Genomic DNA, 23575 nt, shown 5'->3' on the forward strand with positions numbered 1-23575 from the left:
AACAGAATAGACCGCCTGTTCGAAAAGTGAAAGGCGGTCTTTTCCCTGCCGTCAGCTCATCAGCTGTTTTCTTTTTCCAATTACAAGTGCCAGTGCAATAAAGGCTGCTGTGAATATCAGAACAATGACCATGGCTGAAAGCGCAGGCTGAAGACTTTCCCAGCTGAAATCAGTCAGCCTGGCGATGTTTGCGTTCGCCTGGACATACCAGTAGGTCGGTGTAAAGCTGGCTATTTTCAGTACCGTGTCATTCAAAAACTCCTGCGGGACAAAGACGCCGCTGATAAAACTGGGGCCCAGTGTCAGGACATTAGCTACAGCCGATATGGCACTGAAATTTTTAATCAGGCTGCCGATCAGAAAACTGAGGCCGGAGATGCATGCCGTAAAGACCGTCGCATTCAGAATAAAATAGACCATGTTTGGTGTGCCGATGCTTTTGCCATCAAGCAGAAAACAGAAACCGACCAGCACCACCAGAGACACCACGGCGAACAGCAGAATGGCAGAGAACATTTGCAGGTTAAACTGCAGATGACGGATCGGTGAGCAAAAGATGCGCCGGCGGACATCAAGCTTATTGAACACCATCAGAACGGCGGAAATGCCCAGAATCAGAACGGCTGAAAGCGTATAGGAGAGGAAGTTGAAATAGTACATGGAAAAGCTCTCCGAGGTTTTCGCCTGTTTCTGTTTCTGTACCGTAACGCGCGTGTCACCGGCCAGGTTCTGTTTCAGTCGTTCGGCCAGCTGCTGCTGCGTCAGATCAGGGTCATGTTTCGCATACAGACGCACGAGATTCCAGTACTGCCGGACATGGAGGTCGATATAGGCGTTTTCTGCCGAGTTGGGGACAACCGTTTTTTCAATCTGCATCGAGCCGCCATCCAGCATATTTTCACTGTATCCCCGGGGGATGCGCATAATATATGTCACATTGCGAAAAAACAGGGCATCCTGCAGCTTTTCCGTCTGATCCGGGATGGAGATAAACTCGGCACTCTTTCCCAGCTCCTGGCGAAAGCCTTCAGTCAGCGGCGTTTTTTCTTCATCAATGAACGCGATTTTTGCCTTTTCCTGCCTGAAACCGGTCCGCCCTTCATATGTGCTGGTCGCTGAGATGGCGATGGAAATAGCCAGAAAGATCACGATATAAAGAGAAACAGAAAGCCAGTTTCTCAGGAATAGTTTCATACACAGCTTAAAGACTGGCATATTTTCGCCTCCTGACCATCAGATAGGTGCCCGCGCAGAACAGGATGATAAATCCGCACATCACGAGCAGGTTGAGCGTAAACCGGTGAAGCGAATCATAATAGTAAAGGGCATAGAATGCGTCGGTTAATAGATTGACCGGATTGATCCAGGCCAGCAGCGGGACGTGTTCGGCAATCAGGTATTTCATATTCAAATACATCATCCCGGCCAGGAAGGATCCGACCATCGTCACAACGATGAGGAGAGCGATTTTCAGCCCTTCTCCGGTTTTCACGATCGCACCGATAAAGGCACCGAATGACTGACCGAGAATACTGCCGACAAACGCAGTCAGAAGAACGTAACCGGTCCGGTGCCCGAAATCAATCCCCAGTCCATAATGGAGATAGGCCAGCAGTAGCAGGATTTCCGCATAGAGGATCAGTAACCCGGCGAAACTGCCGGCCAGAAACGCCTTCAGTTTATGAACGGGCGCCATATTGACTCTTGCCGCCCGGTCGGAAATGTCCGCCTGAATATCAGTCACTTCTTTCATGCCCCAGAAACTGCCGTACAGACAGGCCATGGCAATCAGCGAATAAAAGTAATTGAGCAGGTTATCCGGTTCCGCGCTGCCTCCTGCCGTTTCCTTGACAAAGTGATGCTGATCGCCAATATCGCTCAGCAGGCCGTCCTTCATGGCAACCGGATTTTCTGAAGCAATGCGCGTCACCGCCGCACTGGCGGATCGGTACTGATCGGCGAAGCTTTTCATGATGCTCTGATTCATGCCTGTCTCTTTGACCGTCAGTTCGATCGTCCGGCCACTTGTGTAATAACCGGCAATCTTTCCCTGCCTCAGCCACTGATCAGCTTCAGCACGGCCGGTTGCCTGCTTCAGGTTAAAAAGCCGGTCCTTACCTGTCGACACCTCTTTCATCACGGCCTGAAACGGGGCGTCGAACGACTCTTCTCCGCCTGGGACGAGCGCCGCGTCAATCGGATGAAAAGCTTCATTATTGCCGATGTTCATAAACGCCATATAGAAAAAGGTGCCAAGGATAATCGGGAACAGAAAGGTCCAGAAGACCAGCTCCCGGTCGCGGATCAGACATTTCAATCGGTAAATAAATACATGCCGGAACATGACCCCACCTCCTTTTCAGTCCCGCAACTGTTTCCCGGTGATTTCCAGGAACACGTCGTTGAGGCTCGGCAATTCAGAGTAAATTCTTCCAAAACCGATCTGATTTTTCTTTAAAAATCCAAGCACAGCCTCGAGGTTATTCGTTCCCTTGCCGGACTTGATAATCAGTCGCTTATCCGGATGTTCAACGGAAACGATGCCGGGCATATGGCGCAGTTCCTGCAGCTGCCCTTCATCAATGGAAAAAGCCTCGATTGTGATTTTTTCACCAAGGGTGATCATCGCCTTCAGTTCCTCTTTCGTGCCTGATGCAATCACCCGTCCTTTATCAAGGATGACGATCCGTGTACAGATCTGTTCCACTTCCTCCATATAATGAGAGGTATAAACGATGGTCGCCCCCTCTGCCTGAAGGCGTTCGATCCCTTCAAGAATCTTGTTCCGGCTCTGCGGATCCACCGCGACGGTCGGTTCATCAAGAAATATCAGTTTCGGTTTATGAGCAATGCCGCAGGCGATATTAAGTCGGCGCAGCAGGCCGCCGCTTAATTTCTTCGGTCGAAACTTGCGCCAGGCATCGAGTTCAACGAAGTGAATCGCCTCTTCGACAAGACGCTTCCGTTCCTCTCTGTCACTGATATACAGCCCGCAGAAATAGTCAATATTCTCATAAACGGTCAGTTCATCAAAGACGGCAACGTTCTGCATTACAATCCCGATATGTCTTTTAATCTCATAAGCGTCCGGAGACATCTTTTTCCCGAAGATCGTCACTTCCCCTTTATCAAACGTGAGCAGCGATAACATACAGTTTATCGCTGTGCTTTTGCCTGATCCATTAGGTCCGAGCAGGCCAAAGATCTCCCCTTCATGAACGTCAAGGGACAGGTGATCCAGGGCAACCAGATCACCATACCTTTTAACCAGATTGTGAACATGAATCATGGCTCGATCAGCTCCCTTCCCTTATATCTCCAGTGTATCCGGCGCCGCGCTTCTCTGGTAGTGCCGGCAATCATCAATTGAAATGACAATTGTCATGAATCACCGGCATTGTACCTGCACCGGAAAAATGCTTAAATAAATGTAACAGAATGAATCAGGGATGGAAGATCGCTATGGATGCACTCATCGATAAACTCATTTTAATGACCGGCTGTCTGGCCGTATACCTGACCGGGGCCACATTCACCGACAATGTAGCCCCCGTCCTTCTTTCCTTTACGTGTGCCTGTCTGCTCAGCTACTATGACCAGTCGCGCATCCGGATCTTCCTGACGGCCGTGTACCTCTTACTTTCCTTTTTCCTGCCCTGGTTTTATGTTTTTCTGCCGCTGATCTGTTATGATTCCTTTTTTTCAAAAGGGCAGTGGATCCTGCTCCCGGGCGTGCTGTCACTTGCCGTCTCCCGGCCATCTGATATTAGGATTCAGATGCTCGTCCTGGCGCTCTTGCTGCTCTCCGCCTGTCTGAGATACCGGACGGCGTCCCTTTTCAAATTAAAAAATCAATTCTACGATCTGCGTGATACGACGAAGGAGATGGCTTTTCGACTGAAAAAACAGAATCAGGATCTGTTGATAAACCAGGACACGGAAGTCCGCATGGCAACGCTTGGCGAACGCAACCGAATCGCAAGGGAGATTCACGATAATGTCGGTCATCTGCTCTCCCGTGCCCTGCTGCAGACCGGTGCCCTGCTGATCATCAACCGTGATAAAAAAACGAAAGAGGAGCTTTCGCGCCTAAAAGAGACGCTGTCCGAGGCGATGACCAGCATCCGCTCCAGTGTACATGATCTGTATGACGAGTCGATCGATCTTGAAAAGCAGCTGAACGATCTGAAGGATAAGTTCACCTTTTGCCCGGTCACGCTTGATTATTCGGTTCATAAGCTGCCGGGAAGCAAAGTCAATGTCGCACTGATTTCGATTGTCCGGGAGGCTTTGTCCAACATGGCCCGTCATTCCAATGCGACAGCTGCCCGGATCATCCTTCGGGAACATCCGGCTTTCTACCAGTTAATGATTTCCGATAACGGGCAGGCGCGTCCGGTCGATACCGGTGAAGGCATCGGCCTGAAGAACATGCAGGACCGGGTTGAAGCGTTACGGGGTGTGATCAATTTCGAGACGGGGCAGGGATTTAAAATCTTTATTTCCGTACCTAAAAAGGCAGAGCAATTAAAGGAGGCAGAGCCATCATGAAGGTCCTTATTGTGGATGACGACCAGCTGGTGTCCGCATCGCTTCAGACGATACTTGAATCGGATCCGGTGATTCAGGTACTTGCATGCGGCGCGTCCGGAAGTCAGGCCATCTCCCTCTATCGCCGGCTGAAACCGGATATTCTGTTGATGGATATCCGGATGGACGCCATGACCGGGATAGACGCCGCAGCGGTGATCCTCAAAGAGGACCCGCAGGCAAATGTGCTCTTCCTGACCACGTTCTCAGATGACGAGTATATTATCGAAGCGTTAAAAATCGGAGCTAAGGGCTATATTCTGAAGCAGAACTTTGAAAGCATTATTCCGGCATTAAAAGCGGTGGCAAGCGGCCAGCGGGTCTTCGGCGATACGGTTGTCAGAAAAATCCCCGGACTGATCAGACAGAAGAGCCGGCCGGATTTCGAATCGTTTCATCTGAATAAACGTGAAATTGCGATGATCGAGCAGGTCGCAAGCGGGAAATCTAACCGTGAAATTGCCCAGGCCCTCTATCTCAGCGAAGGCACCGTCCGCAATTATATCAGTTCAATACTCGTTAAACTGGGGCTGCGTGATCGCACCCAGCTGGCCGTGTTCTACTATAAACAGCAGGGCTCATGATCCGCCCGCATGGAAAAAGGACGCAGGCTGTATACCCACGTCCTTGTTATCTTTACGCAGCCTTAGCCTATCCGCTGACCGCCACTGCTGATGGCATCAATTTCTTTTCCCAGTTCCAGGCGCTTCTGTTTCAGGGCAAAAAGCTGCGCGGCGATCGCATCTGTTGGTTTAATCATATGGGTACGGATTTTCTGACAGAGCGTGAGCAGCGCGCGGCTGACTTCCACATACTGGCGGCGAAGGGCGTGTTCATACCTCTCTGTCGAACTCTTGAAAGCCTTCAGTAACTCAGTCAGCTTGACCCGAATCTGTGCCTGCCATTCTTTATCCTGTAATTCACCGGCGTAAAGGTATAAATCAAGATAGTTGTCAATCTGCGCGTATTCTGCGTCCCTGATCATGCGGATTTCCCCCTTTAATAAAAATCTTGTTCATTTGCTTAATAAGCGGAGATTTTCCGCTTAAATGCAGAATAGAACGGGCTTCAGCGTATCATAAGCGGAATTTTTCCGATTAGGCAATGAAAGATCCCCCCCTTTCATTTTTTTGAACCAATAGGCGGAATACCTCCGTCTGTTGAACCTGCTTTATATTCTTTTTACTAAGTTAAGCAGATTTTTTCGTCTACTCGTTTACAAAGCCTCCTGGCAAGCGATGCCGGGCCTGTTTTCTGCGCAACGCCCATGAACCGGCTGTTGGTCAGGCAAGTTGTCTCTATCTGCACAAAATTTCACGGCTCACAAGCCGCGTCCTTCAGGGCGTGGTGGTTGAACATCCCTGACGGAGTAGCGTTACCCAGGCTACCTGCTGAAAAAAAACGATTATCTTTCTTTTATCCAAGAAAAATAATCGTCGGGTTTTTACGTTTATTTTCCTTATCTCTCAGATTAGACATCTGCTGGAATTGACACCATACACCTTTTTCGATGCTGGTTGTCGGGTTTCATCGGGCCAGTCCCTCCGCCACTCTTGATAAGAATTATTAAATTTATATTACCTTACTATGAATCAGGCCATTCTGTCAATGGAAAGAGCTTTCGGTTCATCACCTGAATGTCGGCGGACTGATATTTTCTCCAGTTCCTTGTGGTTCATATAATTCTGAATTCTAGTTTCTTCCGCTGCAGAAAGTCGCTGAAAAGCAACACCATATTCGACCGCTGTCCTCCCATGTTTCACCTTTTTCCAGGCAACTGTTCCCTGCATATGTATCCGTGTCCCCTCATCCATCGGGAATGAGACATAGATAAGCACTTCCTCCTTTATCGGAAAATTAAGCGGACAGGAGAGCCTGATGCCGCCAAGGCTGATGTCTTTTATCTTTGCATCTACATTTTTATTATTGAGTTTACGGAGACTGCGATCTCCGAAATCAAGGATCCGCACCTGGCACGGTTCATCCACTGCCAGCCGGTAGTCCCTTCGCCTGTCCGGGACCTTTTTTGATTTGGCTTCAAAAATCTGTTGTTCCAGTGTTCTGCCGGAAAATTCCTTTTTCCTGACTGCACGTCTGATGTGGATGTAGCACAGGGTGACCATACAGAACAGGACGAGATCCAGACCTGATAAAAGCCAGATCCATGCCTGCAGACTAAGCATGCCCACGCACCGCCTTACCCAGCAGATGCGGACGACCGAGCGCATAGCCCTGCGCATAATGAATGCCCATTTCTCTGATGTAGTGAATATCCTTTGCGGTTTCAAGGCCCTCAAAAATCAGTTTTGTATGAAATTTTTCACAAAATCGGATAAGAAAAGCGACATACGCCTGTTTCTTCTCCGACGTTCTCAGGTTAATCGAAAAATAACGGTCCAGTTTAATATAATCGGCATCAATATCGATCGTCCGATTCATGTTATCTGACCCTTTACCAAAATCATCCACGGCGATCCGTATGCCGGCCTGCCTGATCAGCTTCAGAACGTCCTGCAACCCGGACAGGTCATCAATACGCTCGTTCTCAACCATCTCGAAAACCAGCTGTCCGGCAAGAAACGGATAAGTCCCGATCAGATCCTTGATCACGGAAACCAGACCGGCGTGCAGCAAGGTCGAAGGATAAATATTCAGGAATAACTTTTTCCCCTTATCCTTCTGCCCGGACTCGGCGAATGTACGGACGGCTTTTTGTACGGAATGAACATCCAGTTCATAAAGTCTTCGTTTCTTTTTGGCCAATTGATAAGCCTCCTCAACAGTCGAAAAAAGAGGCGACCTGAACAAGGCTTCAAAACCTTCAATCGTCCGGTTCTCCAGATTAAAAATGGGTTGAAAATGGTGAAAAAATTTCCCTTTTGTAATGAAATTAACCCACAACACAAAAACGCTCCTCCCTGAATATGAAGAAAAACTTGCCAGTCTGACTCCTGACTGCAAAAGTGATCCGGTCTTTCATTTCCTCCCAAAAGACCAAAAAAACGGCGCACCGAAAAACTCGGCGGCCGCTGCGGCTCTTCCTGGATTTCGGTAGCCCGGCGATCCTGGCTTTCGCTTTAGACCCGCGGCTTTGCGACCCTGCCTTTCAGCAGGTGTGCTCTTTTCGTCGGAAAATTATTTAATTTAGCATTCACATGCTGACACATACAGGTCTTTATGTCAATGACTTTTGACCTGTTTTTCTTCATAAAAAGAAAAAAAATCAGAACCTGTTACTTCTTTCTGATTTTCTTCAAAGCGTTCAGAATATCTTCAGATGGCCGGTTCACGGCCGCCTGACTGTTCAGTTTCTGTATGGCCTCATAGACTTCGCTGCGATTGATATCCACTTCACGCGGGGCTTCGATTCCGATCTTTACCTGATCGCCGTCAACAGCAACAACCTTCACTTTTATCTGTTCACCGATCCGGATTGATTCTCCCGGTTTACGTGTCAGAATCAGCATGACCTCACACCCTTTTCGCGGCCACGTCATCCGTCAGACGCTGACGCAGGGAATAAGGGGAATGATCCGGGATGTACTGTTTGCCTGTTTTCTTTCGTGTGTTAATGATCACCGGTGCCTTCAGGTTCACCGTTGATTCGGTAAACGGATCCTGAACACTGACAATCACCCAGACACTGACTTCCTGCCGGGAACGCACATCCAGCTGCCTGACGAACGCATCCGGAAGATGGATACTGTAAGCGTTGAAAAAAAGGAAGGGTGACGTGATAATAAATGCGACATCCGGATGATCGACGGACTGCAGGATGGAGAACGCTTCCCCGAATGGCTGGATAATGAACCGCTTATCATCAGCAAACCCGGGCAGCCCCGAAGAAAAGAATATGATCTGCTGTTCATCGATCTGCTGCATGCCATAGTATTTGGTTTGAATGTTCATAAGCGGCTGTTATCCTTTCTGATCTATGTATAAGCCGACGGCCCGGATGTCAAGCGACGGGTCCTGCTGCATCGCCAGGCGAACCTCGCCGGGATGATAGGTGACTTCCGGCGCGCGGATCCGGGCGCTGATCTCCGGCGGACGGGTCTGCCAGCTGATCCGAAGCTGGTCCGGGACCGCCTGAATGTGAACCGCTTCTGACGCCGGCGTGTTCCCTGTGTTATAGTGCGTGCCGATGACTGCCATCTTTGCATGTGCCGCTGCCTGATCCGCAATGATGTTTCGGCCCTTATTTTTTTCAATATGCAGGAGTTCTTCCGCCTCATGTGCGTGACGGGAAATGCCGTCCAGCACGGCCTGCGTGCCGGCTTCAGCCGCCTCCTGTATCCGGACAGCAGCCGACTTCAGATCAAGATTGTGCCAGGCGGTCGACTGATCCATCCGCAGTTTGGCGGACCTGCGATCCACATGCATTTCTGCAGGGGACTGCCGGATCAGGACATCGGCCTGCGGCTGCCGGATCTCCTGCCGGGCGTTCTGCGTCCGGATGGAAATTTTTCCGAAAGTCTGATGCATCTCCAGATGAGGTAAAATACCCATCATCATGATTTCCCTCCTGCCCTTATTTCAGAAAGTCGAGGAGTGAGGTCTGGATAATCCGCGCACCAACAGCAAGAGAGGCGTTATAGATATTCTGCTGCTGATTCAGCTGGATGATCGTCTCCGCATAATCCACATCCTCATTATTGGACATAATTTTTGTCGCAATCGTCTTCTGCTGGTTCAACCGGTTACTGATCATATCGACCCGGTTCGTTTTTGCGCCAAGTTCAGCCTGCGCACGGGCGACTTCATCCAGATGGGTATCCAGTTCACCAAGATGCGCTCCGATTGCTGCTTCATCGGCGGTTCCATTGTTCAGGTCACCGATCAGGCGATCCAGGTCACTGAAAAGGTTCTCAGAAAAAACACTGTCCGGGGCGATGTTCACCGACACACTGATCCCGTCATTGACATCGACAGCCAGATCCGGATGACTGAGCGCATCCGGGCGAAGGGTGACGGTCCCGTCACTGCCTGTTATAAGGGGCGGATTGGCGGTGTCACTGCCACTGAATATGTATTGACCTCCGACCTGTGTATTTCCGATGGTCACGAGCTGCTGCTTCAGCTCGGCAACTTCTGTCCCAATCGCCTGACGCTGTTCAGCGGTATGGGTTCCGTTACTCGCTTCTACGGTCAGCTCACGAATCCGGTTCAGTACGTCATCGGTCTGCTGCAGGGCGTCGTCTGAACTGTCGAGCCACTTATAGGCTGTGGTTACATTTTTTCGGTACTGTTCTACGTGACCGACATCCGTCCGATAGGAAATCCCCATGGTCGCCACAATCGGATCCTGCGAGGGCCGCGTGATTTTTTTACCCGACGCCAGCTGATTCTGTGAGTCGGCCACTTTACCGTAGCCCTGTGTTATATTCTGAAGGATTTGATTCGTCATCATCCCCTGCGTCACACGCATTGATTATCCCCCCATTCTGTTGATCAGTGTATCGAGCAGGGTGTCAATCGTGGTGACCACCCGGGCTGCCGCACCATAAGTGTGCTGAAACTGAATCAGATTCGTCATTTCTTCATCCATGTTCACCCCGCTGATCGATGACCGGCGGTTCTCCGCCGCCTGACGCATCGTCGCTGAGTTACCGTTAAACTGCTGAGCGGACTGGGCGTTGACACCAATCTGCCCGATCAGGCCCTGGAGGTAATTTTTTAACGTAGTCTCTGACCCGTTGCCGTCAAAATCAAACCGGTCAGCCGCAATCACATCGGCCAGGGCCAGTGCTCCGGCATGATCACCGGAAGGGGCGCCTGCCAGATTGGATGTGATATCTGATCCCTTAAGGGCTTCGTTCACATGGAGATTTTCAGCAGTCACCGTCCCGTCCTGCCCCTGAAAAAACCAGTCTATACCGGATTCCTGTGATCCACCGGTCTGCTGAAAAGCATCGTTAAAGGAGGTGGCCAGCTGCGCTGCCATACGATCCAGACTCTGCAGCACAGCCGGATAATCATTCGTATAGGCCTCAATCAGTCCCTGAAGTTTGCCGGAAAAGCCCGACAGTTCCTGACCGTCCATGGCCACGGTCACCGATGGCTCGGCAGAGTCGATCGCTGAAGCAAGATTTGCGGCAGTCAGCTGCTCCCCGTCGACGAGCCGTGCGGGCGGGTCAAATGAACCCCCGTTCTGATCAACCATTTCAATCGTGTATTTGCCCTCGGCAGTTGCCGAAGCATGACCTCCGCTCGGAACCGGGGTCACTTTAATATGAACCAGTCCGGCAAGCTTATCCGTCAGTAGATCACGTTCATCATAAAGGTCATTAGCCAGAAAACCGTTTGCTTCCTGCAGACCGATTTCTTTATTCAGTGCATTGATCTGATCTGCATAATTGTTAATCAGATGCGTATTTTCCGTGATCTGCTGCTGCAGGTTGTTTTGCACCTTCCCAAGCGACTGAGCGATATAATTAAAGGTATCCGCCACTTCTTTGCCTCTTTGCAGAACGACTGTGCCCGTTCCTCCTGTACCCGAGTGACTGGCCAGGTCCTGAATCGACTGCCAGAAACCATCCAGGACAGAAGAAATTCCGGTTTCTGAGGGTTCATTGACAATGTCTTCCATCTGGCTATACGCATCACTCAGGGCGGACCAGTACCCGTTCTGGTTTGCATTTTCCCGAACCTGCAGATCCACAAACTGATCCCGGATCCTGACAATGGAATCATCAATGACCCCGGTGCCGGCCTGACCTGCTCCATGTGGTGCATTGATCCCTGCTGCGGGATACGGCAGCCAGCTTTTCAGATTGACGCGCTGACGCGAGTAGCCATCCGTTCCGGCATTGGACACATTATGTCCCGTTGTCTGGATCGCTTCCTGCGTCACCTGCAGCGCGCGCTGCATCATATTCAGACTTGAAAAAATAGGAATCATCTGCTTAAACCTCCGTCTCTGTCAGGCACGTGAATCAATCCGTCCGCTGAACCTGCCGGCTGATCCGCTCTGAGCATTCCCCGGATGGCCGTAACCTGAAGGCCCGGTACCCGGCATCAGCAGATTCAGATTCAGTCTGACCCACTGCAGCGACTGGCGCAAAAGATCCTGATTCAGCTGATTGAGCTGTTTCAGCGTCAGAACCGAACGGCTAAGCTTCAGATACAGGGCATGCCACTCCGGCTGTTCTTTTTCTGAAAGCGCGACCTTCTCCCATTCACTGAATGCCGCATTCGCTTTTCCTGTATCTTTCCGGACAAGCTGCGTCCTTTTCTGTTCCAGAGCGCGCAGTTTTTCGGCAAGAGGCTCTTCCTGCCTGGTCAGACGGTCGACTGCATCGGCGTCGCCCTTTTTTATCGCTTCTAGCTTGGCAAGACCGGTTTCACGCAGGTGCTCCTGTACACTTATGATCTGCAGAATCGTTTGCTTCATCATTTCAGCCGGCATCACTTCAGCCTTCTTTCTTAACCGCGTCCGGACCCGGTCTTATTTCCGGTTCCACCACGCGTACATTTTTCGTGCAATATCTTCCGAAGAGACATGATAGGTACCGGCGTCAATCTGAGCCTTAATGTTCTGTACCTTATCCAGGCGCTCCTGTTCCAGTCGATGAGCGCCCTGCATCCGCTTCGCTTCTGAAGAAATTTCAACTTTATCGGACTGAGCCGGAGCGGTGCCCGGCTGTTTTCCCTGATGGGGCAGCGGGTATTTCCCATAAGGCTGGACCGGCTGGTAACCATCAATCTTCATCCTGTTCACCTCTGTTTCAGATTTTACATGCAGCGGCTGATCACGGTCACTCTGCTTCCGCCGCCTGCCGGAGAAACAGTCCGTAAGTTTCTGCCTGATCGTTTCAATCTGTATATCGGATGAATGGGTTCCATTGTTTAACTATTGCGCTTCGTGTGGTAGGTCCTCGAAACCCGCGACTGCTCCCTGAATGCTTTTTCTTTCTCATCACGCCGGATTGCCTCTTCCAGCTCTTGGCGGCAGTCCGGACAAAGCGCCCCTTCCGTGATGATTTTCCCACAGCTTTTACAGGGATAGCCGAGATTGGGAAACATGGAAGAGACCAGGCGTCCTTCACGCACCCACTGATAAATCAGTTCCGTTTCCACACCGGTTGCCTCGTGAACCTGCGGGACAGTGGCCATCCGATTCTCCTGTTCGCGGATAAAAGCGTAGACTTTGTCAAATTTATCTTCCTGTTCTTTCCGACAATCCGGGCAATATGGGGAGGACGTGCGGACAAACAGTTTCCCGCACTTGATACAGTTCGCAAGTTCAGCCACTGCTGTCCCTCCTTCACTACTTGTTTTTATTATAGCCGACAATGACTCCGATTACATTATCGGCACACTGAAAAAATAGTTAAGTGAAAAAGAGAGATCACCCGTGAATCAGCGTCAGCCCATGAATCTGCACCGGACCGGCCTCACGGAGCGCTTCTGCAGCAAAATGCAGCGTGGCGCCTGTCGTGTAAATATCGTCAATCAGCAGAACGCTTCTGCCGGTCAGCTTCGCGGCAAGGCTCTGATCCAGTTTGAACGGGTTCTCCCGGTTCAGCCGATCATGGCGATGCAGCTTGCTCTGCTTCTGCTGTCCGCCCGGGCGTCTGAGTGCCGGAACCGGGGTCCCCGGAAGGAGACGCGCCAGCAGTTCAGCCTGGTTATACCCGCGTTCTTTTAATCGTTCCGGGCTGAGCGGCATCGGAACAATAACCGGCGGATCCGGAGCGCGCTTCAGCGAGAAAAAACGCCGGCGCCCGCTGATCCGGTGATAGGCCGCGCGGAACTCCTGCCTGAATCCCTCGACAAGTACGGCATCTCCGCGAAACTTGAAACGCTTCATGATGTCCTTCATCTGGTTATTGTAGCTGAACAGGGCCGTATTCTTACCGAACGCCCTGCTTTCTTCACTGGATTGCCAGAGCAGACAGTCGGCGCAGACCTGATCCTTTGAAGGCATGCCTTCGGGGACCAGACGCAGATCTCTTCCGCAGAACCGGCAGCTGTGTCCGCCAGGAATCGGCAGCAGCCTGTCCCGGCACGACCGGCAGAATCCGGGTGGATTTTCGGGTGACAGAAGTGTACGGAAAGTCAGAGGTTCCCGTCGCTCTGACCCGCATAACAGACAAATCAGGCCGTTCAAAATCCCGCCTCCTTATTCATCTGCTCGATATGCCGCCGCGCGCGGATCATCTCGATGGTCTTTCCGTCATGAAAAAACAGGACATCACCGCCCGGATGCTCCGGTGATCTGCCTGCGCGTCCAGAAATCTGGACGAGCGCCCGCTCATCAAAAACCGGATCATCCGCACCAAAGACCGCCACTTCAACACCCGGAACGGTTACACCGCGTTCAAGAATCGTCGTTGTGACCAGAATGCGCAGTTTTCCTTCCCGGAAAAAAGCCACTTTTTCATGGCGCTCAGGATCATCCGCATGGACGCCGGCGACGCGCTCCATCCCCTTTTTCTGCAACAGTCCGGCAAGCTGCCGGGCCAGCTTAACGGACGAAACAAAGACAAAGAGACGGGTTTCGGGCGCCGCTTTTTGGCGCAGCCAGCGATAAAAAGGCTCAGGAATCTGCTTTTGGGCCATCGACTTTTTCCAGTTGCCGATCCACTGAAATCGGGGAACCGGCAGCGGATGCCCATGATATCTTCCGGCGATTTTGACCCCGCGCAGTTTTCCTGACAGAAAGGCGCGCTTCAGGCCGGCAGGCGGCGTGGCCGTCAGGAAGGCAAACGGGGCCTGTTCTTTCGCTGCTTTATGAACAGCAAAGGTAAGGACCGGATCAGCATGAAAGGGGAAAGCATCTACTTCATCGATAAAGACGCAGTCAAAACAGCGGTAAAAGCGCAGCAGCTGGTGGGTGGTCGTGATCAAAAGCGGGGCATGAAACCACTTTTCATGGCTTCCACCGTAAAACACGCCGACCGGCACCTCCGGAAAAGCAGCACGGATTCGCGGTGCAAGCTCCCTTACGACGTCTGTCCTCGGTGAGGCAATTGCTATCCGTTTCCCCTGTAAAAGCCGGTCTTCCACCGCCAGAAAGATCAGTTCCGTTTTCCCTGATCCGGTGACCGCCCAGATCAGAAATGACCGGCCTTCAGCAAGTGAACGCCTGAGCTGGCCGGAAGCGGCGGCCTGCCGGGGTGACAGGGTTCCCTTCCAGACGCACAGTCTGCCTGAGTTGTTCACATGAGGCACTTGTGCTGCAGGCGCCGGTCCGTTCCACGTCAAAAGGCGGGTACACGAACGAATCACGCCCATATTCAGGCAGCGGCGGCAATAGACGCAGAGATGGCCGCAGCGACCGCAGAGGTGCGTTCCAAAGGCATCCGGATCCGTGTTCCCGCAACGCCGGCAGATTTTCTTTTTGACAAATGAAAAAGGAAACGGCAGCGCGTCAGCTGTTTCAATACCCGGGCGAAGGGTGATCCATCCCTCTTGTATCTGCTTACGGATTACCTCATCAGGAAAAGGAAGTTCTTCCGGGAGGCATTCCCTGCCATACAGAAACTGCTGCAGGCCGGGATGAAAGGACGAATGATCTGATGTGTGCATCATGAGTAAACCCTCTTTCACATCAAGGATAAAGTGAAACTTCAATCAGTGGGGATCTTACTGCCCGTTCATGCGGGATATAAAGGGGGGTTGGGGCACCAAAGGTATGATGGCAGAAGCGACAGATTGTGATTGATTATTTATTCGACAAAAAAAGAAAGGATCCTCCTTCCTGTAACAAAAAGGGATCCTCTCTTTTAAAAGATTAATAGATTTTTACCCAGCCATGCTTAATCGCTTCCACAACGGCCTGCGTGCGATCTTCCACACTTAACTTCTGCAGAATATTGCTGACATGGTTTTTCACCGTTTTTTCACTGATGTATAAGTGCTCACCGATTGCCCGGTTACTCTTTCCGTCAGCCATCAACTGCAGCACTTCGCATTCGCGGTGGGTCAGAATATGCAGCGGAGGACGGTATTCCATATCACGGAAACCCGAGGGTTCGCTGTAATAGCCATTGGTTGCCAGCCGGCGAAATTCATTGACCAGATTGTGGGTCACTTTAGGATGTATGTAAGCTCCGCCCTGTGCCACGATGCGTACGGCTTCAATCATCGAATCGGCGTCCATTTCTTTAAGCAGATAACCGAGTGCCCCGGATTTCAGCACATGTGTCACATAACTCTCATCATCATGGATTGAGAGAATGATGACTTTCAGATCGGGATGATTTTTAATCAGCTGGCGGGTCGCTTCAACACCGTTCAGCTTCGGCATGTTGATGTCCATCAGGACCACATCAGGTTCGGTTTCTTCAATCAGTTTTTCAGCGACACTTCCGTCGTCGCCTTCTGCAACCACCTGAAAGTCCGGCTCCATATCTAAAATGCGTTTCACACCTTCCCGAAAAAGGCGGTGATCATCGATCAAAGCAATGGTCGTTGTCATCGGACGTATATTAGTCACGCTCACTCTGCTGCACGAACATGGCGATGTGAAAAAGATCATCGACGCCGGTTCATCTCCCCTTCCTCTCCATGTGTCCCTGATGCAGCAGATTGTTCACCTCTCTTTTATAATCGGAAATTGCCTGTTGACGTACGGGACGAACGCGTATCCGATCTTATTTTTCCTGTCATGATGTCATTTTCCCAGTTTATCTTCCGGTTGAATCGGAATATGAACCAGCACGGATGTACCGTGATTGGGTTCTGAATGGATGGTCAGTTCACCGTTCAGCAGTTCCGTTCGTTCACGCATGCCGATCAGCCCATAGCTGCCTTCTTTTTTCTTCGTCTGATCAAAACCAATGCCGTCGTCCTTTACCAGAATGATGACCTGGTCTTTTCTGTATTCCAGCCGGATCTTCACATGATTCGGTTTGGCGTGGATGCAGGCATTCTGAACGGCTTCCTGAGTCAGTCGGAATAAAGCAGACTCAATCCGTGACTGAAGACGGAGTTCATCGCCGATACTCTTAAAACTGACAGCGACAGAAGGAAAATCGCCATTCAGCCTGTGTAAGTATTTCTTCAGGGTCGGAACGAGGCCAAGATCATCCAGGCTCATCGGGCGCAGGTCATAAATGATCCGGCGAACTTCAGCAAGCGCGCCCTGCACCATACTCCGATACTTGTTCAGTTCCTCACGGGCGGCCTCTTCGCCTTCCCGCTTGCTGACGCGCTCAACGATCTCCAGACCCAGCAGAACCTGTGCAAGGGTCTGTGCCGGTCCATCATGAATTTCACGGGAAAGCCGCTTACGTTCTTCCTCGAGCGCTTCAATAATCTTCATGCCCAGAGCCCGCTGTTCGCGTGCACTGGCCACCACATCGCCGACCTGCTTCAGATCGCTCGTCAGATAGTTAAGCACGACGGTGACCTGGCCGGTCAGTTTATCCGCTTTTTTAATAGTTGCTTCCAGCTGAACCATCCGCCGCTCGAGGCCGTTTCGTCTCAGTTTAAGCTGTTTTTCCATCTCGCGGACAACAGAGAGACCGTTCTGAATATGATTGGCCTGTTCATACGCTTTCCGGATATCTTCTTCCCCGTACCGTTTGAAGTCCTTACTGATATCCGCCAGCCTGCCACGTGACTTTCTGGCTTCAATTTCCAGCCGGTCACTTCGTTTGATGACTTCTTCCAGTTCTTTTCTCACAAAACGGAGTTCTTTCGTAACGGTGTCGAATTCTTTTCTTGACTCTTCACCAATTTCGAAGATCTGCTTTTTGCTGCTGCTGACGTTCTCGACCATGTTATCAATAATCTTGTCGAGCCGCCTGATATCAAGCGGTTTATTTTTGTTCATGCCGGCTGACATTATTTCCCTCCAACATTCACTGTAACGAATCAAATCAGGTCACGCTAGACACATAATGCCTATCTCTGCATAGGACATAAGCACTAATTCCCGCCTGAGGTCTTCACTTATCATTTTTGCCGAAGCAGGACGGGATAGCAAGTGTATTTTTTACCATTCTTATTATTATAGCAAATTATCCGGCCGGTCATGGCACCTGCATGCTTTTTCTGCTACAATTTTCACCATAGAAGACCAGTAAACTAAGGGGGGAAACCATGGATGGTACTTATCCCTTACCGGACAGTCAGGCATCAGGGGCGTGCAGAAACTGATATCCGCCGCTCACGCTTTCTCACATTCGCCGCCCCTGTTCAGACAGAGGAAGAAGCTGAAGCTTTCATTCAATCCAGACGAAAAGAAGACTGGAAGGCAAATCATCACTGTTACGCCTATATAATAGGGAAAAAGAAGGAGATTCAAAAAGCGAGTGACGACGGTGAACCGAGCGGGACAGCCGGTGTACCGATCCTTGACGTCCTGAAACGGCGCGGAGTGACCGATACGCTCGTTATCGTCACACGTTATTTCGGCGGAATCAAACTGGGTGCCGGCGGGCTGATCCGTGCTTATGCGCATAGTGCCGCAGCCGGGCTCCATGACGCTGAAGTGATCGATCAGATCCCCTCCACCCTCTGGAAAGTCACGGTCGACTACCATCTGAGCGGGATGCTGGACAACCGGCTCAGAGACTCTCCCTGGCAAATAAAAAATGTGGATTACACGGACCGGGTGACCTGCCACGTCTATGCAGAACAGAAAGACGGTAAACAATTTCGCGAGTGGATACGGGATCTGACAGCTGCACAGGCGGAGATCGAGCAGGAAGAGGAACTTTATCTCAGCCGGAGGGCACCTGAGCCGGGAGAAGAACCCTGAAAAAGATGATGAATTTTGTCATATTTCATTTGCCCAATGGGGACAACTTCTGTAGAATGTTCTTAATATATACAACGCCTGGTAATTATTTTCAAGTCATTTGCCGGGGAAATGCTTCGAATAATTTATTATGTTGCTTGAACACAGCGGCATCATCTACAGGTCTGAAGGAGAACTGAATCCAAATGACAGTAAGCAGACACATCAATCGGCAAAACAACAAACGACGCAGGCGCAGAAAAACGCTATTGATTATTTTAGCGGTTTTTGTTGTTCTCGCAGGGTGCGCGGCAACATATGGCGTTTATCTGACAAAAAAGCTGCAAAATGTCACAGATCATGCGCAAAATCAACTCACACGTGGCGATAAATCTGATTTGCGAACAGAACAGGTGGACCCGGTAAAGGACAATTTCTCAATTCTCTTTCTTGGGATTGATAAGCGGGAAAATGAACCTGCCCGTTCCGACGCCATGGTGCTGGCGACTTTTAATCACGGCTCGAATAAGGTCAAGATGGTCAGTATTCCGCGTGACTCCAAGGTTCAGATTGTTGATCCGACGGGCACCCGCGACTATGGCATTTCTAAAATCACCCACGCTCATGCGTATGGTGATGCCAATGATAATCAGGGCGTTGACTATACGGTGGCCACGGTGGAAAAATTATTCGATATTCCGGTCGATTATTACGTTCAGGTTGATTTTAAGGCTTTTGTTAAGATTATTAATGCCCTTGGCGGTGTAAAAATGGATGTACCGGTACGCCTTGTGACTCAGAACAGTAAAGATAAAACGGGCAATGATGCCATCGTGCTTGAACCCGGCATGCAGACGCTGAACGGAGAACAGGCCCTGTCTGTCGTCCGAAATCGTAAATCGCCGGGATCCGGCGGCGACTTTGGACGCGGGCTGCGGCAAATGGAAATGATTGAAGCCATTGTCAAAAAAAGTACACAGCTCTCCTCCGTGACCAAATACGGCAACATGATTGATTCACTGAACGGCCATTTCCAGACCAATCTGACTTTTGGCCAGCTGCTCAGCCTGCGCAAATATGCCGGTTCCCTTTCCAGCATCGATTCGATGCAGCTGAAGGGGACGGACGATTCAAGTACCGGGGTCTATTATTACACACTTGACCAGTCGTATCTGCAGGAAGTCAGCAGTGAACTGCAGAATCAGCTGGGCGTCACGCCTACCGCAACCGACGGAGCCGGCAGTGACGCAGACCCATCAGACGATACCACAGGTCAGTCCAGGGCGGCCAGTCCGAAAGCAACACACTGAATGAATAAAAGGGCGCATGAAGAAAAACCGGCCGGCCAGGCGCCTGCAACTTAGTTTTATGGGGGGACATCCATGAGGGTGATCCCCCCTTTTTTGTATCCCCTCTACCTGACTGCCCCGCGCGGGTGTCGAAGTCTGTCATTTTAATTTCATTGACCGATGAAACGGATCATGTGTATGATAAAGGTGCAAGATTCCTGAGGGAAATAGAGTTAGCCACAGGAAAACAAGTGCGGCGTCTTACTTCTCACGTCAGTGGCCTGGCCGGCCTTGCTGTTCCCTTCTGCAAATTCAGAGAACGGCCGGATCACAGATTTTTATGAACCGACCCGCTGATTTTTTTTAGCCAAATTGTTTCCTTGAACTAACTTTGTTTCTCGACCAAAAAAGGAGTGAGGACACACGTGGATTTTTCAGGAACCAGACGATTTTTTACCGGGTTGTTCATAATCCTGCTTGCTTTATCTGTGGTTACCGGTTGTACCAGCCCCGGTTCTCCTGCAAGCGGAAAACTGCAGATCACAACCACCGTCGGCATGATTCGCGACATCGTTGAGCAGGTCGGCGGGGATCATGTCAAGGCAACCGGCCTGATGGGACCCGGCATCGATCCCCATCTGTACAAAGCCTCTCAGGGTGATATTCAGAAGCTGGAAAATGCGGACATCATTTTTTACGGCGGGCTGCATCTGGAAGGAAAGATGACCGAGATCTTTGAAAAAATGGATCAGCGGAAACCCGTTGTTGCCGTGACACGGGATATCCCGGAAAAAGACTTGCGCACAACCGAAGAAGGTGCCCATGACCCGCACGTCTGGTTCGATGTTCAGCACTGGATCACGGCGACTGAAACCATCCGCGAGACCTTAATCGAAGAAGATCCGGATCATAAAGAAGATTATGAGAGAAACGCGAAAGCCTATATCGCGAAACTGGAAGAACTGGATCAGTATGCCCGTGAGCAGATCGCAACCATCCCCAAAGAACGCCGGGTACTGGTTACCGCCCATGATGCGTTCGGCTATTTCGGAGACGCCTATGCGATCGAAGTCCGGGGGCTTCAGGGATTGAGCACCGCTTCTGAATATGGATCAAGGGATATCAGTGAACTTCGGGATTACCTTGTCGATAAAGGGATCAAAGCCGTCTTTGTCGAGTCCAGCGTGCCCAAACGGTCCATTGAAGCGGTGGTCCGCGGGGCAAAAGAAAAAGGCCACCATATGGAAATCGGCGGAGAATTATTCTCTGATGCGATGGGGGAACCCGGAACGGAAGCGGGGACCTATATGGGTATGGTTCGCCATAACGTCGACACCATTGTCCGCGCGCTAAAATAGGCAAAGGCCGCTCTGCCGGAAAAACAGTTGAAAAGCAAGACCAAAGGAGGAATTTAAGATGACCGCACCCTTAACCGTAAAAAATCTGACTGTCGCCTACCAGAAACAGCCGGTTCTGCGCAACGTGAGTTTTGACATACCTGAAGGAAAACTGATCGGGATTGTCGGGCCGAACGGAGCCGGAAAATCCACCCTGATCAAAGGAATCCTTGGATTAACGCCGAAAGTCGGCGGCGAAGTGGCTATTTATGGAAAACCGTATAAAGAACAGCGCAAACTGATCGGCTATGTCCCGCAGCGTGAATCCGTCGACTGGGATTTCCCGACAAACGCACTGGACGTTGTGACGATGGGGCGCTACGGACACCTTGGCTGGTTCCGCCGCCCCGGAAGAAAAGAAAAGGAGCTGGCGATGAACTGTCTGCGCCATGTGGGCATGGAAAACTTCACCGACCGGCAGATCAGTCAGCTCTCCGGCGGACAGCAGCAGCGCATCTTTCTCGCCAGGGCACTGGCTCAGGATGCCCGGCTGTATTTTATGGATGAACCGTTTGCCGGTGTGGATGCCCGAACCGAAAAAGCCATCATCACCCTGCTTCATGAGCTCAGGCAGCAGGGGAAAACCGTACTCGTCGTGCATCATGATCTGAATACGGTCAGGCAATATTTTGACTGGCTGATCTTACTCAATGTCAGTCTGATGGGTATCGGCAAAACAGAAGACCTCTTTACACGGGAAAATCTGCAGCACACCTATGGTGGAAAATTAGTCATGTTTGATTCCGATAAGAAGTCCTCATTCCTGATCAACTAAAAATTGGAGGTGGTACGGTGTCCTGGCTGAACTTTCTTCAGGATCCGAATACGCGGTGGATATTACTGGCCACCACACTACTCGGACTAAGCAGTGGTGTCATTGGCTGTTTTGCCTATTTGCGCAAACAGTCGCTCATAGGAGATGCCCTTTCTCATGCGGCTTTACCAGGCGTTTGTTTTGTCTTTATCATCACCGGATCCAAGTCCATTCTTCTCTTCTTGACTGGAGCACTGATTGCCGGCATTCTGGCAACCCTTCTGATCGGCTATATAACGAGGCACACCCGTATCAGTCAGGATGCAGCGCTGGGGATCACCCTGTCCTTTTTCTTTGGTATCGGCATCGTGCTTCTGACGCAGATTCAGCACAGTGATGCAGGCAATCAGAGCGGACTGGATAAATTCCTGTTTGGTCAGGCTGCATCTATGATCCAGGATGATGTGATCACGATGATTGTCATCTCGGCCATTCTGGTCAGTGTCTGCGCCTTATTCTTCAAGGAATTCAAGCTGCTTTCCTTCGACCCTGGATTTGCAAAAGGGATCGGCCTGCCTGTCGTGATTCTTGATCAATTGATCATGTTACTGATTGTCATCGCAGTCGTTGTCGGGCTGCAGGCCGTCGGCGTCGTCCTGATGGCTGCTCTCCTGATTACGCCTGCCGTCGCGGCCAGGTACTGGACGGAAAAACTGCACGTCATGATCATGATTTCCGGCATGTTCGGGGTATTGAGCGGTGTCATGGGAACCCTGCTCAGCACCGTCGTTAAAAATATGCCGACCGGTCCGCTGATTGTCCTGTCCGCAACCATTCTTTTTATCACATCCATGCTCTTCGCGCCAAAACGCGGATTAGTTGCCCGGGCGCTTCTCCGGGCATCGGTGAAGAATAAAATACGGGTTAAAGAAACCGGGGAAGGAGCTTCACTGTGAGTGATTTCTGGATTATTTTGATCGGAGCACTGGTCGCCTGCTCCTGCAGTCTGGTCGGCTGTTTTCTCGTCCTGCGTAAAATGTCCATGATCGGAGATGCCATCAGCCACTCCGTCCTGCCCGGAATCGTGATTGCTTTTCTGATGAGTGGGTCACGGGATTCCCTGGTGATGATGATGGGGGCCGCTGCCATAGGTTTGCTGACTGTCTTACTGATCCAAATGTTTCACCACAGTGGCGTACAGTCCGACGCCTCTATCGGTGTTGTCTTTACTGCACTGTTCGCGCTTGGTATTGTCCTGATCAGCGTCAGTGCCGGCCAGGTCGATCTGGATTTGGATTGCGTCCTGTACGGTGAAATCGCCTATGCGCCCTGGAATACCCTCACCGCCTTCGGTATCGACATCGGCCCGAAAGCCGTCTGGGCGGTGGGTTCTGTTTTCCTGATCAGTCTGACTGTTATTGGCCTGTTTTATAAACAATTCAAGCTATGCGCCTTCGATCCGGCCATGGCGGCAGCCGTCGGCATACCGGCTCTCCTTTTTCACTATTTATTAATGAGTCTGGTTTCTCTTACAACCGTTGCTTCCTTTGAAAGTGTGGGTGCCATTTTAGTTGTCGGCATGCTGATCATTCCCGCTGCCACCGCCTGGCTGCTGGCTGAAAAACTGAGTATCATGATCGGCATCAGCATGATCCTCAGCATCCTCAGTGCCGTAACGGGCTACTACTCCGCTTATCTGTTCGATGCATCAATTGCCGGAGCCATGATCGTCGTTGCCGGTGTTTTCTTCCTGATTACCCTGCTCGTCTCCCCATCACATGGCCTGGTGATCAGGGCATTAAAGCGGAGAAAAACAGCAGCACAGGTATCATGAGTGAATCACCGACTGCTC

Annotated in this window: 26 protein-coding genes and 2 riboswitches; of the genes, 8 read left to right on the plus strand and 18 right to left on the minus strand. The window is 50.9% G+C overall.

Features of this window, described 5'->3' with window-relative positions; all coding sequences use genetic code 11:
* Window positions 1-51 precede the first annotated feature (51 nt).
* Genes EWH91_RS04275 through EWH91_RS04285 form a run of 3 tightly spaced genes read right to left on the minus strand, consistent with a single transcriptional unit; the run spans window position 52 to window position 3289 of the window.
* The gene (locus EWH91_RS04275; RefSeq protein ID WP_129928781.1) at window positions 52-1215 is read right to left on the minus strand and encodes an ABC transporter permease; all 1164 of its coding nucleotides are present in this window, start codon (window positions 1213-1215) and stop codon (window positions 52-54) included.
* Window positions 1202-2344, minus strand: coding sequence for an ABC transporter permease (locus EWH91_RS04280; protein WP_129928782.1), 1143 nt, complete (start codon window positions 2342-2344; stop codon window positions 1202-1204). Before EWH91_RS04280 ends, EWH91_RS04275 begins: the two co-directional genes overlap by 14 nt.
* A 15-nt stretch (window positions 2345-2359) precedes the next feature.
* Entirely contained in the window at window positions 2360-3289 is a 930-nt protein-coding gene (locus tag EWH91_RS04285) for an ABC transporter ATP-binding protein (protein ID WP_129928783.1), read from the minus strand.
* Window positions 3290-3462: 173 nt separating this feature from the next.
* Here EWH91_RS04285 and EWH91_RS04290 point away from each other — a divergent pair, with 173 nt between their 5' ends.
* Window positions 3463-4551 (plus strand): sensor histidine kinase, encoded by a 1089-nt coding sequence (locus EWH91_RS04290; protein ID WP_165364233.1) that lies wholly within the window; start codon window positions 3463-3465, stop codon window positions 4549-4551.
* Window positions 4548-5174, plus strand: coding sequence for a response regulator transcription factor (locus EWH91_RS04295; RefSeq protein ID WP_129928785.1), 627 nt, complete (start codon window positions 4548-4550; stop codon window positions 5172-5174). The genes EWH91_RS04290 and EWH91_RS04295 overlap by 4 nt, the downstream gene beginning before the upstream one ends.
* Window positions 5175-5236: 62 nt before the next feature.
* Here the strand turns inward: EWH91_RS04295 and EWH91_RS04300 are convergent, their stop codons facing one another.
* The 15 genes from EWH91_RS04300 to EWH91_RS04370 all read right to left on the minus strand — a co-directional run bounded on the left by EWH91_RS04300 (window position 5237) and on the right by EWH91_RS04370 (window position 17374).
* A complete protein-coding gene (locus EWH91_RS04300; protein ID WP_129928786.1) occupies window positions 5237-5575 on the minus strand; it encodes a hypothetical protein in 339 nt (112 codons plus the stop codon).
* Window positions 5576-6046: 471 nt separating this feature from the next.
* Window positions 6047-6153: riboswitch (SAM riboswitch) on the minus strand.
* A 29-nt stretch (window positions 6154-6182) separates the two neighbouring features.
* Entirely contained in the window at window positions 6183-6773 is a 591-nt protein-coding gene (locus EWH91_RS04305; RefSeq protein WP_165364234.1) for a PilZ domain-containing protein, read from the minus strand.
* On the minus strand, window positions 6766-7494 hold the full coding sequence (locus EWH91_RS04310) for an EAL domain-containing protein (protein WP_165364235.1): 729 nt from the start codon (window positions 7492-7494) through the stop codon (window positions 6766-6768). Before EWH91_RS04310 ends, EWH91_RS04305 begins: the two co-directional genes overlap by 8 nt.
* Before the next feature lie 143 nt (window positions 7495-7637).
* A riboswitch (cyclic di-GMP riboswitch) is annotated at window positions 7638-7720 on the minus strand.
* Window positions 7721-7823: 103 nt separating this feature from the next.
* Window positions 7824-8057, minus strand: a complete 234-nt coding sequence (gene csrA, locus EWH91_RS04315) for a carbon storage regulator CsrA (RefSeq protein WP_129928789.1) — start codon at window positions 8055-8057, stop codon at window positions 7824-7826.
* A 4-nt stretch (window positions 8058-8061) separates the two neighbouring features.
* The gene (gene fliW, locus EWH91_RS04320) at window positions 8062-8499 is read right to left on the minus strand and encodes a flagellar assembly protein FliW (RefSeq protein WP_129928790.1); all 438 of its coding nucleotides are present in this window, start codon (window positions 8497-8499) and stop codon (window positions 8062-8064) included.
* A gap of 9 nt (window positions 8500-8508) precedes the next feature.
* Window positions 8509-9102 carry a DUF6470 family protein gene (locus tag EWH91_RS04325; protein ID WP_129928791.1) on the minus strand — a complete coding sequence of 198 codons (594 nt, stop codon included), beginning with the start codon at window positions 9100-9102 and terminating at the stop codon, window positions 8509-8511.
* 19 nt (window positions 9103-9121) lie between these two features.
* Window positions 9122-10018, minus strand: coding sequence for a flagellar hook-associated protein FlgL (gene flgL, locus EWH91_RS04330; protein ID WP_129928792.1), 897 nt, complete (start codon window positions 10016-10018; stop codon window positions 9122-9124).
* A 3-nt stretch (window positions 10019-10021) separates the two neighbouring features.
* Entirely contained in the window at window positions 10022-11491 is a 1470-nt protein-coding gene (gene flgK / locus EWH91_RS04335; RefSeq protein ID WP_129928793.1) for a flagellar hook-associated protein FlgK, read from the minus strand.
* 21 nt (window positions 11492-11512) lie between these two features.
* Window positions 11513-11998 carry a flagellar protein FlgN gene (locus EWH91_RS04340; protein WP_129928794.1) on the minus strand — a complete coding sequence of 162 codons (486 nt, stop codon included), beginning with the start codon at window positions 11996-11998 and terminating at the stop codon, window positions 11513-11515.
* Between the two features lie 39 nt (window positions 11999-12037).
* Window positions 12038-12301 (minus strand): flagellar biosynthesis anti-sigma factor FlgM, encoded by a 264-nt coding sequence (gene flgM / locus EWH91_RS04345; protein WP_129928795.1) that lies wholly within the window; start codon window positions 12299-12301, stop codon window positions 12038-12040.
* A gap of 137 nt (window positions 12302-12438) precedes the next feature.
* Window positions 12439-12843, minus strand: coding sequence for a TIGR03826 family flagellar region protein (locus tag EWH91_RS04350; RefSeq protein ID WP_129928796.1), 405 nt, complete (start codon window positions 12841-12843; stop codon window positions 12439-12441).
* 97 nt (window positions 12844-12940) lie between these two features.
* Entirely contained in the window at window positions 12941-13702 is a 762-nt protein-coding gene (locus tag EWH91_RS04355) for a ComF family protein (protein WP_240697252.1), read from the minus strand.
* Window positions 13699-15126, minus strand: a complete 1428-nt coding sequence (locus EWH91_RS04360; RefSeq protein WP_129928797.1) for an ATP-dependent helicase ComFA — start codon at window positions 15124-15126, stop codon at window positions 13699-13701. Before EWH91_RS04360 ends, EWH91_RS04355 begins: the two co-directional genes overlap by 4 nt.
* A 202-nt stretch (window positions 15127-15328) precedes the next feature.
* Window positions 15329-16015: a response regulator gene (locus EWH91_RS04365; RefSeq protein WP_129928850.1), complete on the minus strand. Its 687-nt coding sequence runs from the start codon at window positions 16013-16015 to the stop codon at window positions 15329-15331.
* Between the two features lie 195 nt (window positions 16016-16210).
* Window positions 16211-17374: a sensor histidine kinase gene (locus tag EWH91_RS04370; protein WP_206184281.1), complete on the minus strand. Its 1164-nt coding sequence runs from the start codon at window positions 17372-17374 to the stop codon at window positions 16211-16213.
* Between the two features lie 273 nt (window positions 17375-17647).
* On the opposite strand from EWH91_RS04370, the gene EWH91_RS04375 reads away from it, so the two are divergent.
* The 6 genes from EWH91_RS04375 (at window position 17648) to EWH91_RS04400 (ending at window position 23557) form a co-directional block, all read left to right on the plus strand.
* Entirely contained in the window at window positions 17648-18304 is a 657-nt protein-coding gene (locus tag EWH91_RS04375; protein WP_129928799.1) for a YigZ family protein, read from the plus strand.
* A gap of 185 nt (window positions 18305-18489) precedes the next feature.
* Window positions 18490-19593 (plus strand): LCP family protein, encoded by a 1104-nt coding sequence (locus tag EWH91_RS04380; protein WP_129928800.1) that lies wholly within the window; start codon window positions 18490-18492, stop codon window positions 19591-19593.
* Between the two features lie 404 nt (window positions 19594-19997).
* Window positions 19998-20930, plus strand: coding sequence for a metal ABC transporter solute-binding protein, Zn/Mn family (locus tag EWH91_RS04385; RefSeq protein ID WP_129928801.1), 933 nt, complete (start codon window positions 19998-20000; stop codon window positions 20928-20930).
* 58 nt (window positions 20931-20988) lie between these two features.
* Entirely contained in the window at window positions 20989-21744 is a 756-nt protein-coding gene (locus EWH91_RS04390; protein ID WP_129928802.1) for a metal ABC transporter ATP-binding protein, read from the plus strand.
* Window positions 21745-21761: 17 nt separating this feature from the next.
* On the plus strand, window positions 21762-22679 hold the full coding sequence (locus EWH91_RS04395) for a metal ABC transporter permease (protein WP_129928803.1): 918 nt from the start codon (window positions 21762-21764) through the stop codon (window positions 22677-22679).
* Complete coding sequence (locus tag EWH91_RS04400) at window positions 22676-23557, plus strand: metal ABC transporter permease (protein WP_129928804.1); 882 nt, start codon at window positions 22676-22678, stop codon at window positions 23555-23557. Before EWH91_RS04395 ends, EWH91_RS04400 begins: the two co-directional genes overlap by 4 nt.
* Window positions 23558-23575 lie beyond the last annotated feature (18 nt).

The organism is Sporolactobacillus sp. THM19-2, from assembly GCF_004153195.1.
Taxonomy (GTDB): domain Bacteria; phylum Bacillota; class Bacilli; order Bacillales; family Sporolactobacillaceae; genus Sporolactobacillus.

Bases quoted from the DNA above. Each gene is read 5' to 3' on its own strand.
- EWH91_RS04290 (WP_165364233.1), top strand. From the start codon at position 3,463: ATGGATGCACTCATCGATAAACTCATTTTAATGACCGGCTGTCTGGCC.
- EWH91_RS04340 (WP_129928794.1), bottom strand. From the start codon at position 11,998: ATGCCGGCTGAAATGATGAAGCAAACGATTCTGCAGATCATAAGTGTA.
- EWH91_RS04325 (WP_129928791.1), bottom strand. From the start codon at position 9,102: ATGATGGGTATTTTACCTCATCTGGAGATGCATCAGACTTTCGGAAAA.
- EWH91_RS04275 (WP_129928781.1), bottom strand. From the start codon at position 1,215: ATGCCAGTCTTTAAGCTGTGTATGAAACTATTCCTGAGAAACTGGCTT.
- EWH91_RS04300 (WP_129928786.1), bottom strand. From the start codon at position 5,575: ATGATCAGGGACGCAGAATACGCGCAGATTGACAACTATCTTGATTTA.
- EWH91_RS04370 (WP_206184281.1), bottom strand. From the start codon at position 17,374: ATGAACAAAAATAAACCGCTTGATATCAGGCGGCTCGACAAGATTATT.
- EWH91_RS04295 (WP_129928785.1), top strand. From the start codon at position 4,548: ATGAAGGTCCTTATTGTGGATGACGACCAGCTGGTGTCCGCATCGCTT.
- fliW (WP_129928790.1), bottom strand. From the start codon at position 8,499: ATGAACATTCAAACCAAATACTATGGCATGCAGCAGATCGATGAACAG.
- flgM (WP_129928795.1), bottom strand. From the start codon at position 12,301: ATGAAGATTGATGGTTACCAGCCGGTCCAGCCTTATGGGAAATACCCG.
- EWH91_RS04390 (WP_129928802.1), top strand. From the start codon at position 20,989: ATGACCGCACCCTTAACCGTAAAAAATCTGACTGTCGCCTACCAGAAA.
- EWH91_RS04375 (WP_129928799.1), top strand. From the start codon at position 17,648: ATGGTACTTATCCCTTACCGGACAGTCAGGCATCAGGGGCGTGCAGAA.
- flgK (WP_129928793.1), bottom strand. From the start codon at position 11,491: ATGATTCCTATTTTTTCAAGTCTGAATATGATGCAGCGCGCGCTGCAG.
- csrA (WP_129928789.1), bottom strand. From the start codon at position 8,057: ATGCTGATTCTGACACGTAAACCGGGAGAATCAATCCGGATCGGTGAA.
- EWH91_RS04280 (WP_129928782.1), bottom strand. From the start codon at position 2,344: ATGTTCCGGCATGTATTTATTTACCGATTGAAATGTCTGATCCGCGAC.
- EWH91_RS04285 (WP_129928783.1), bottom strand. From the start codon at position 3,289: ATGATTCATGTTCACAATCTGGTTAAAAGGTATGGTGATCTGGTTGCC.
- EWH91_RS04360 (WP_129928797.1), bottom strand. From the start codon at position 15,126: ATGATGCACACATCAGATCATTCGTCCTTTCATCCCGGCCTGCAGCAG.
- flgL (WP_129928792.1), bottom strand. From the start codon at position 10,018: ATGCGTGTGACGCAGGGGATGATGACGAATCAAATCCTTCAGAATATA.
- EWH91_RS04380 (WP_129928800.1), top strand. From the start codon at position 18,490: ATGACAGTAAGCAGACACATCAATCGGCAAAACAACAAACGACGCAGG.
- EWH91_RS04305 (WP_165364234.1), bottom strand. From the start codon at position 6,773: ATGCTTAGTCTGCAGGCATGGATCTGGCTTTTATCAGGTCTGGATCTC.
- EWH91_RS04365 (WP_129928850.1), bottom strand. From the start codon at position 16,015: ATGACAACGACCATTGCTTTGATCGATGATCACCGCCTTTTTCGGGAA.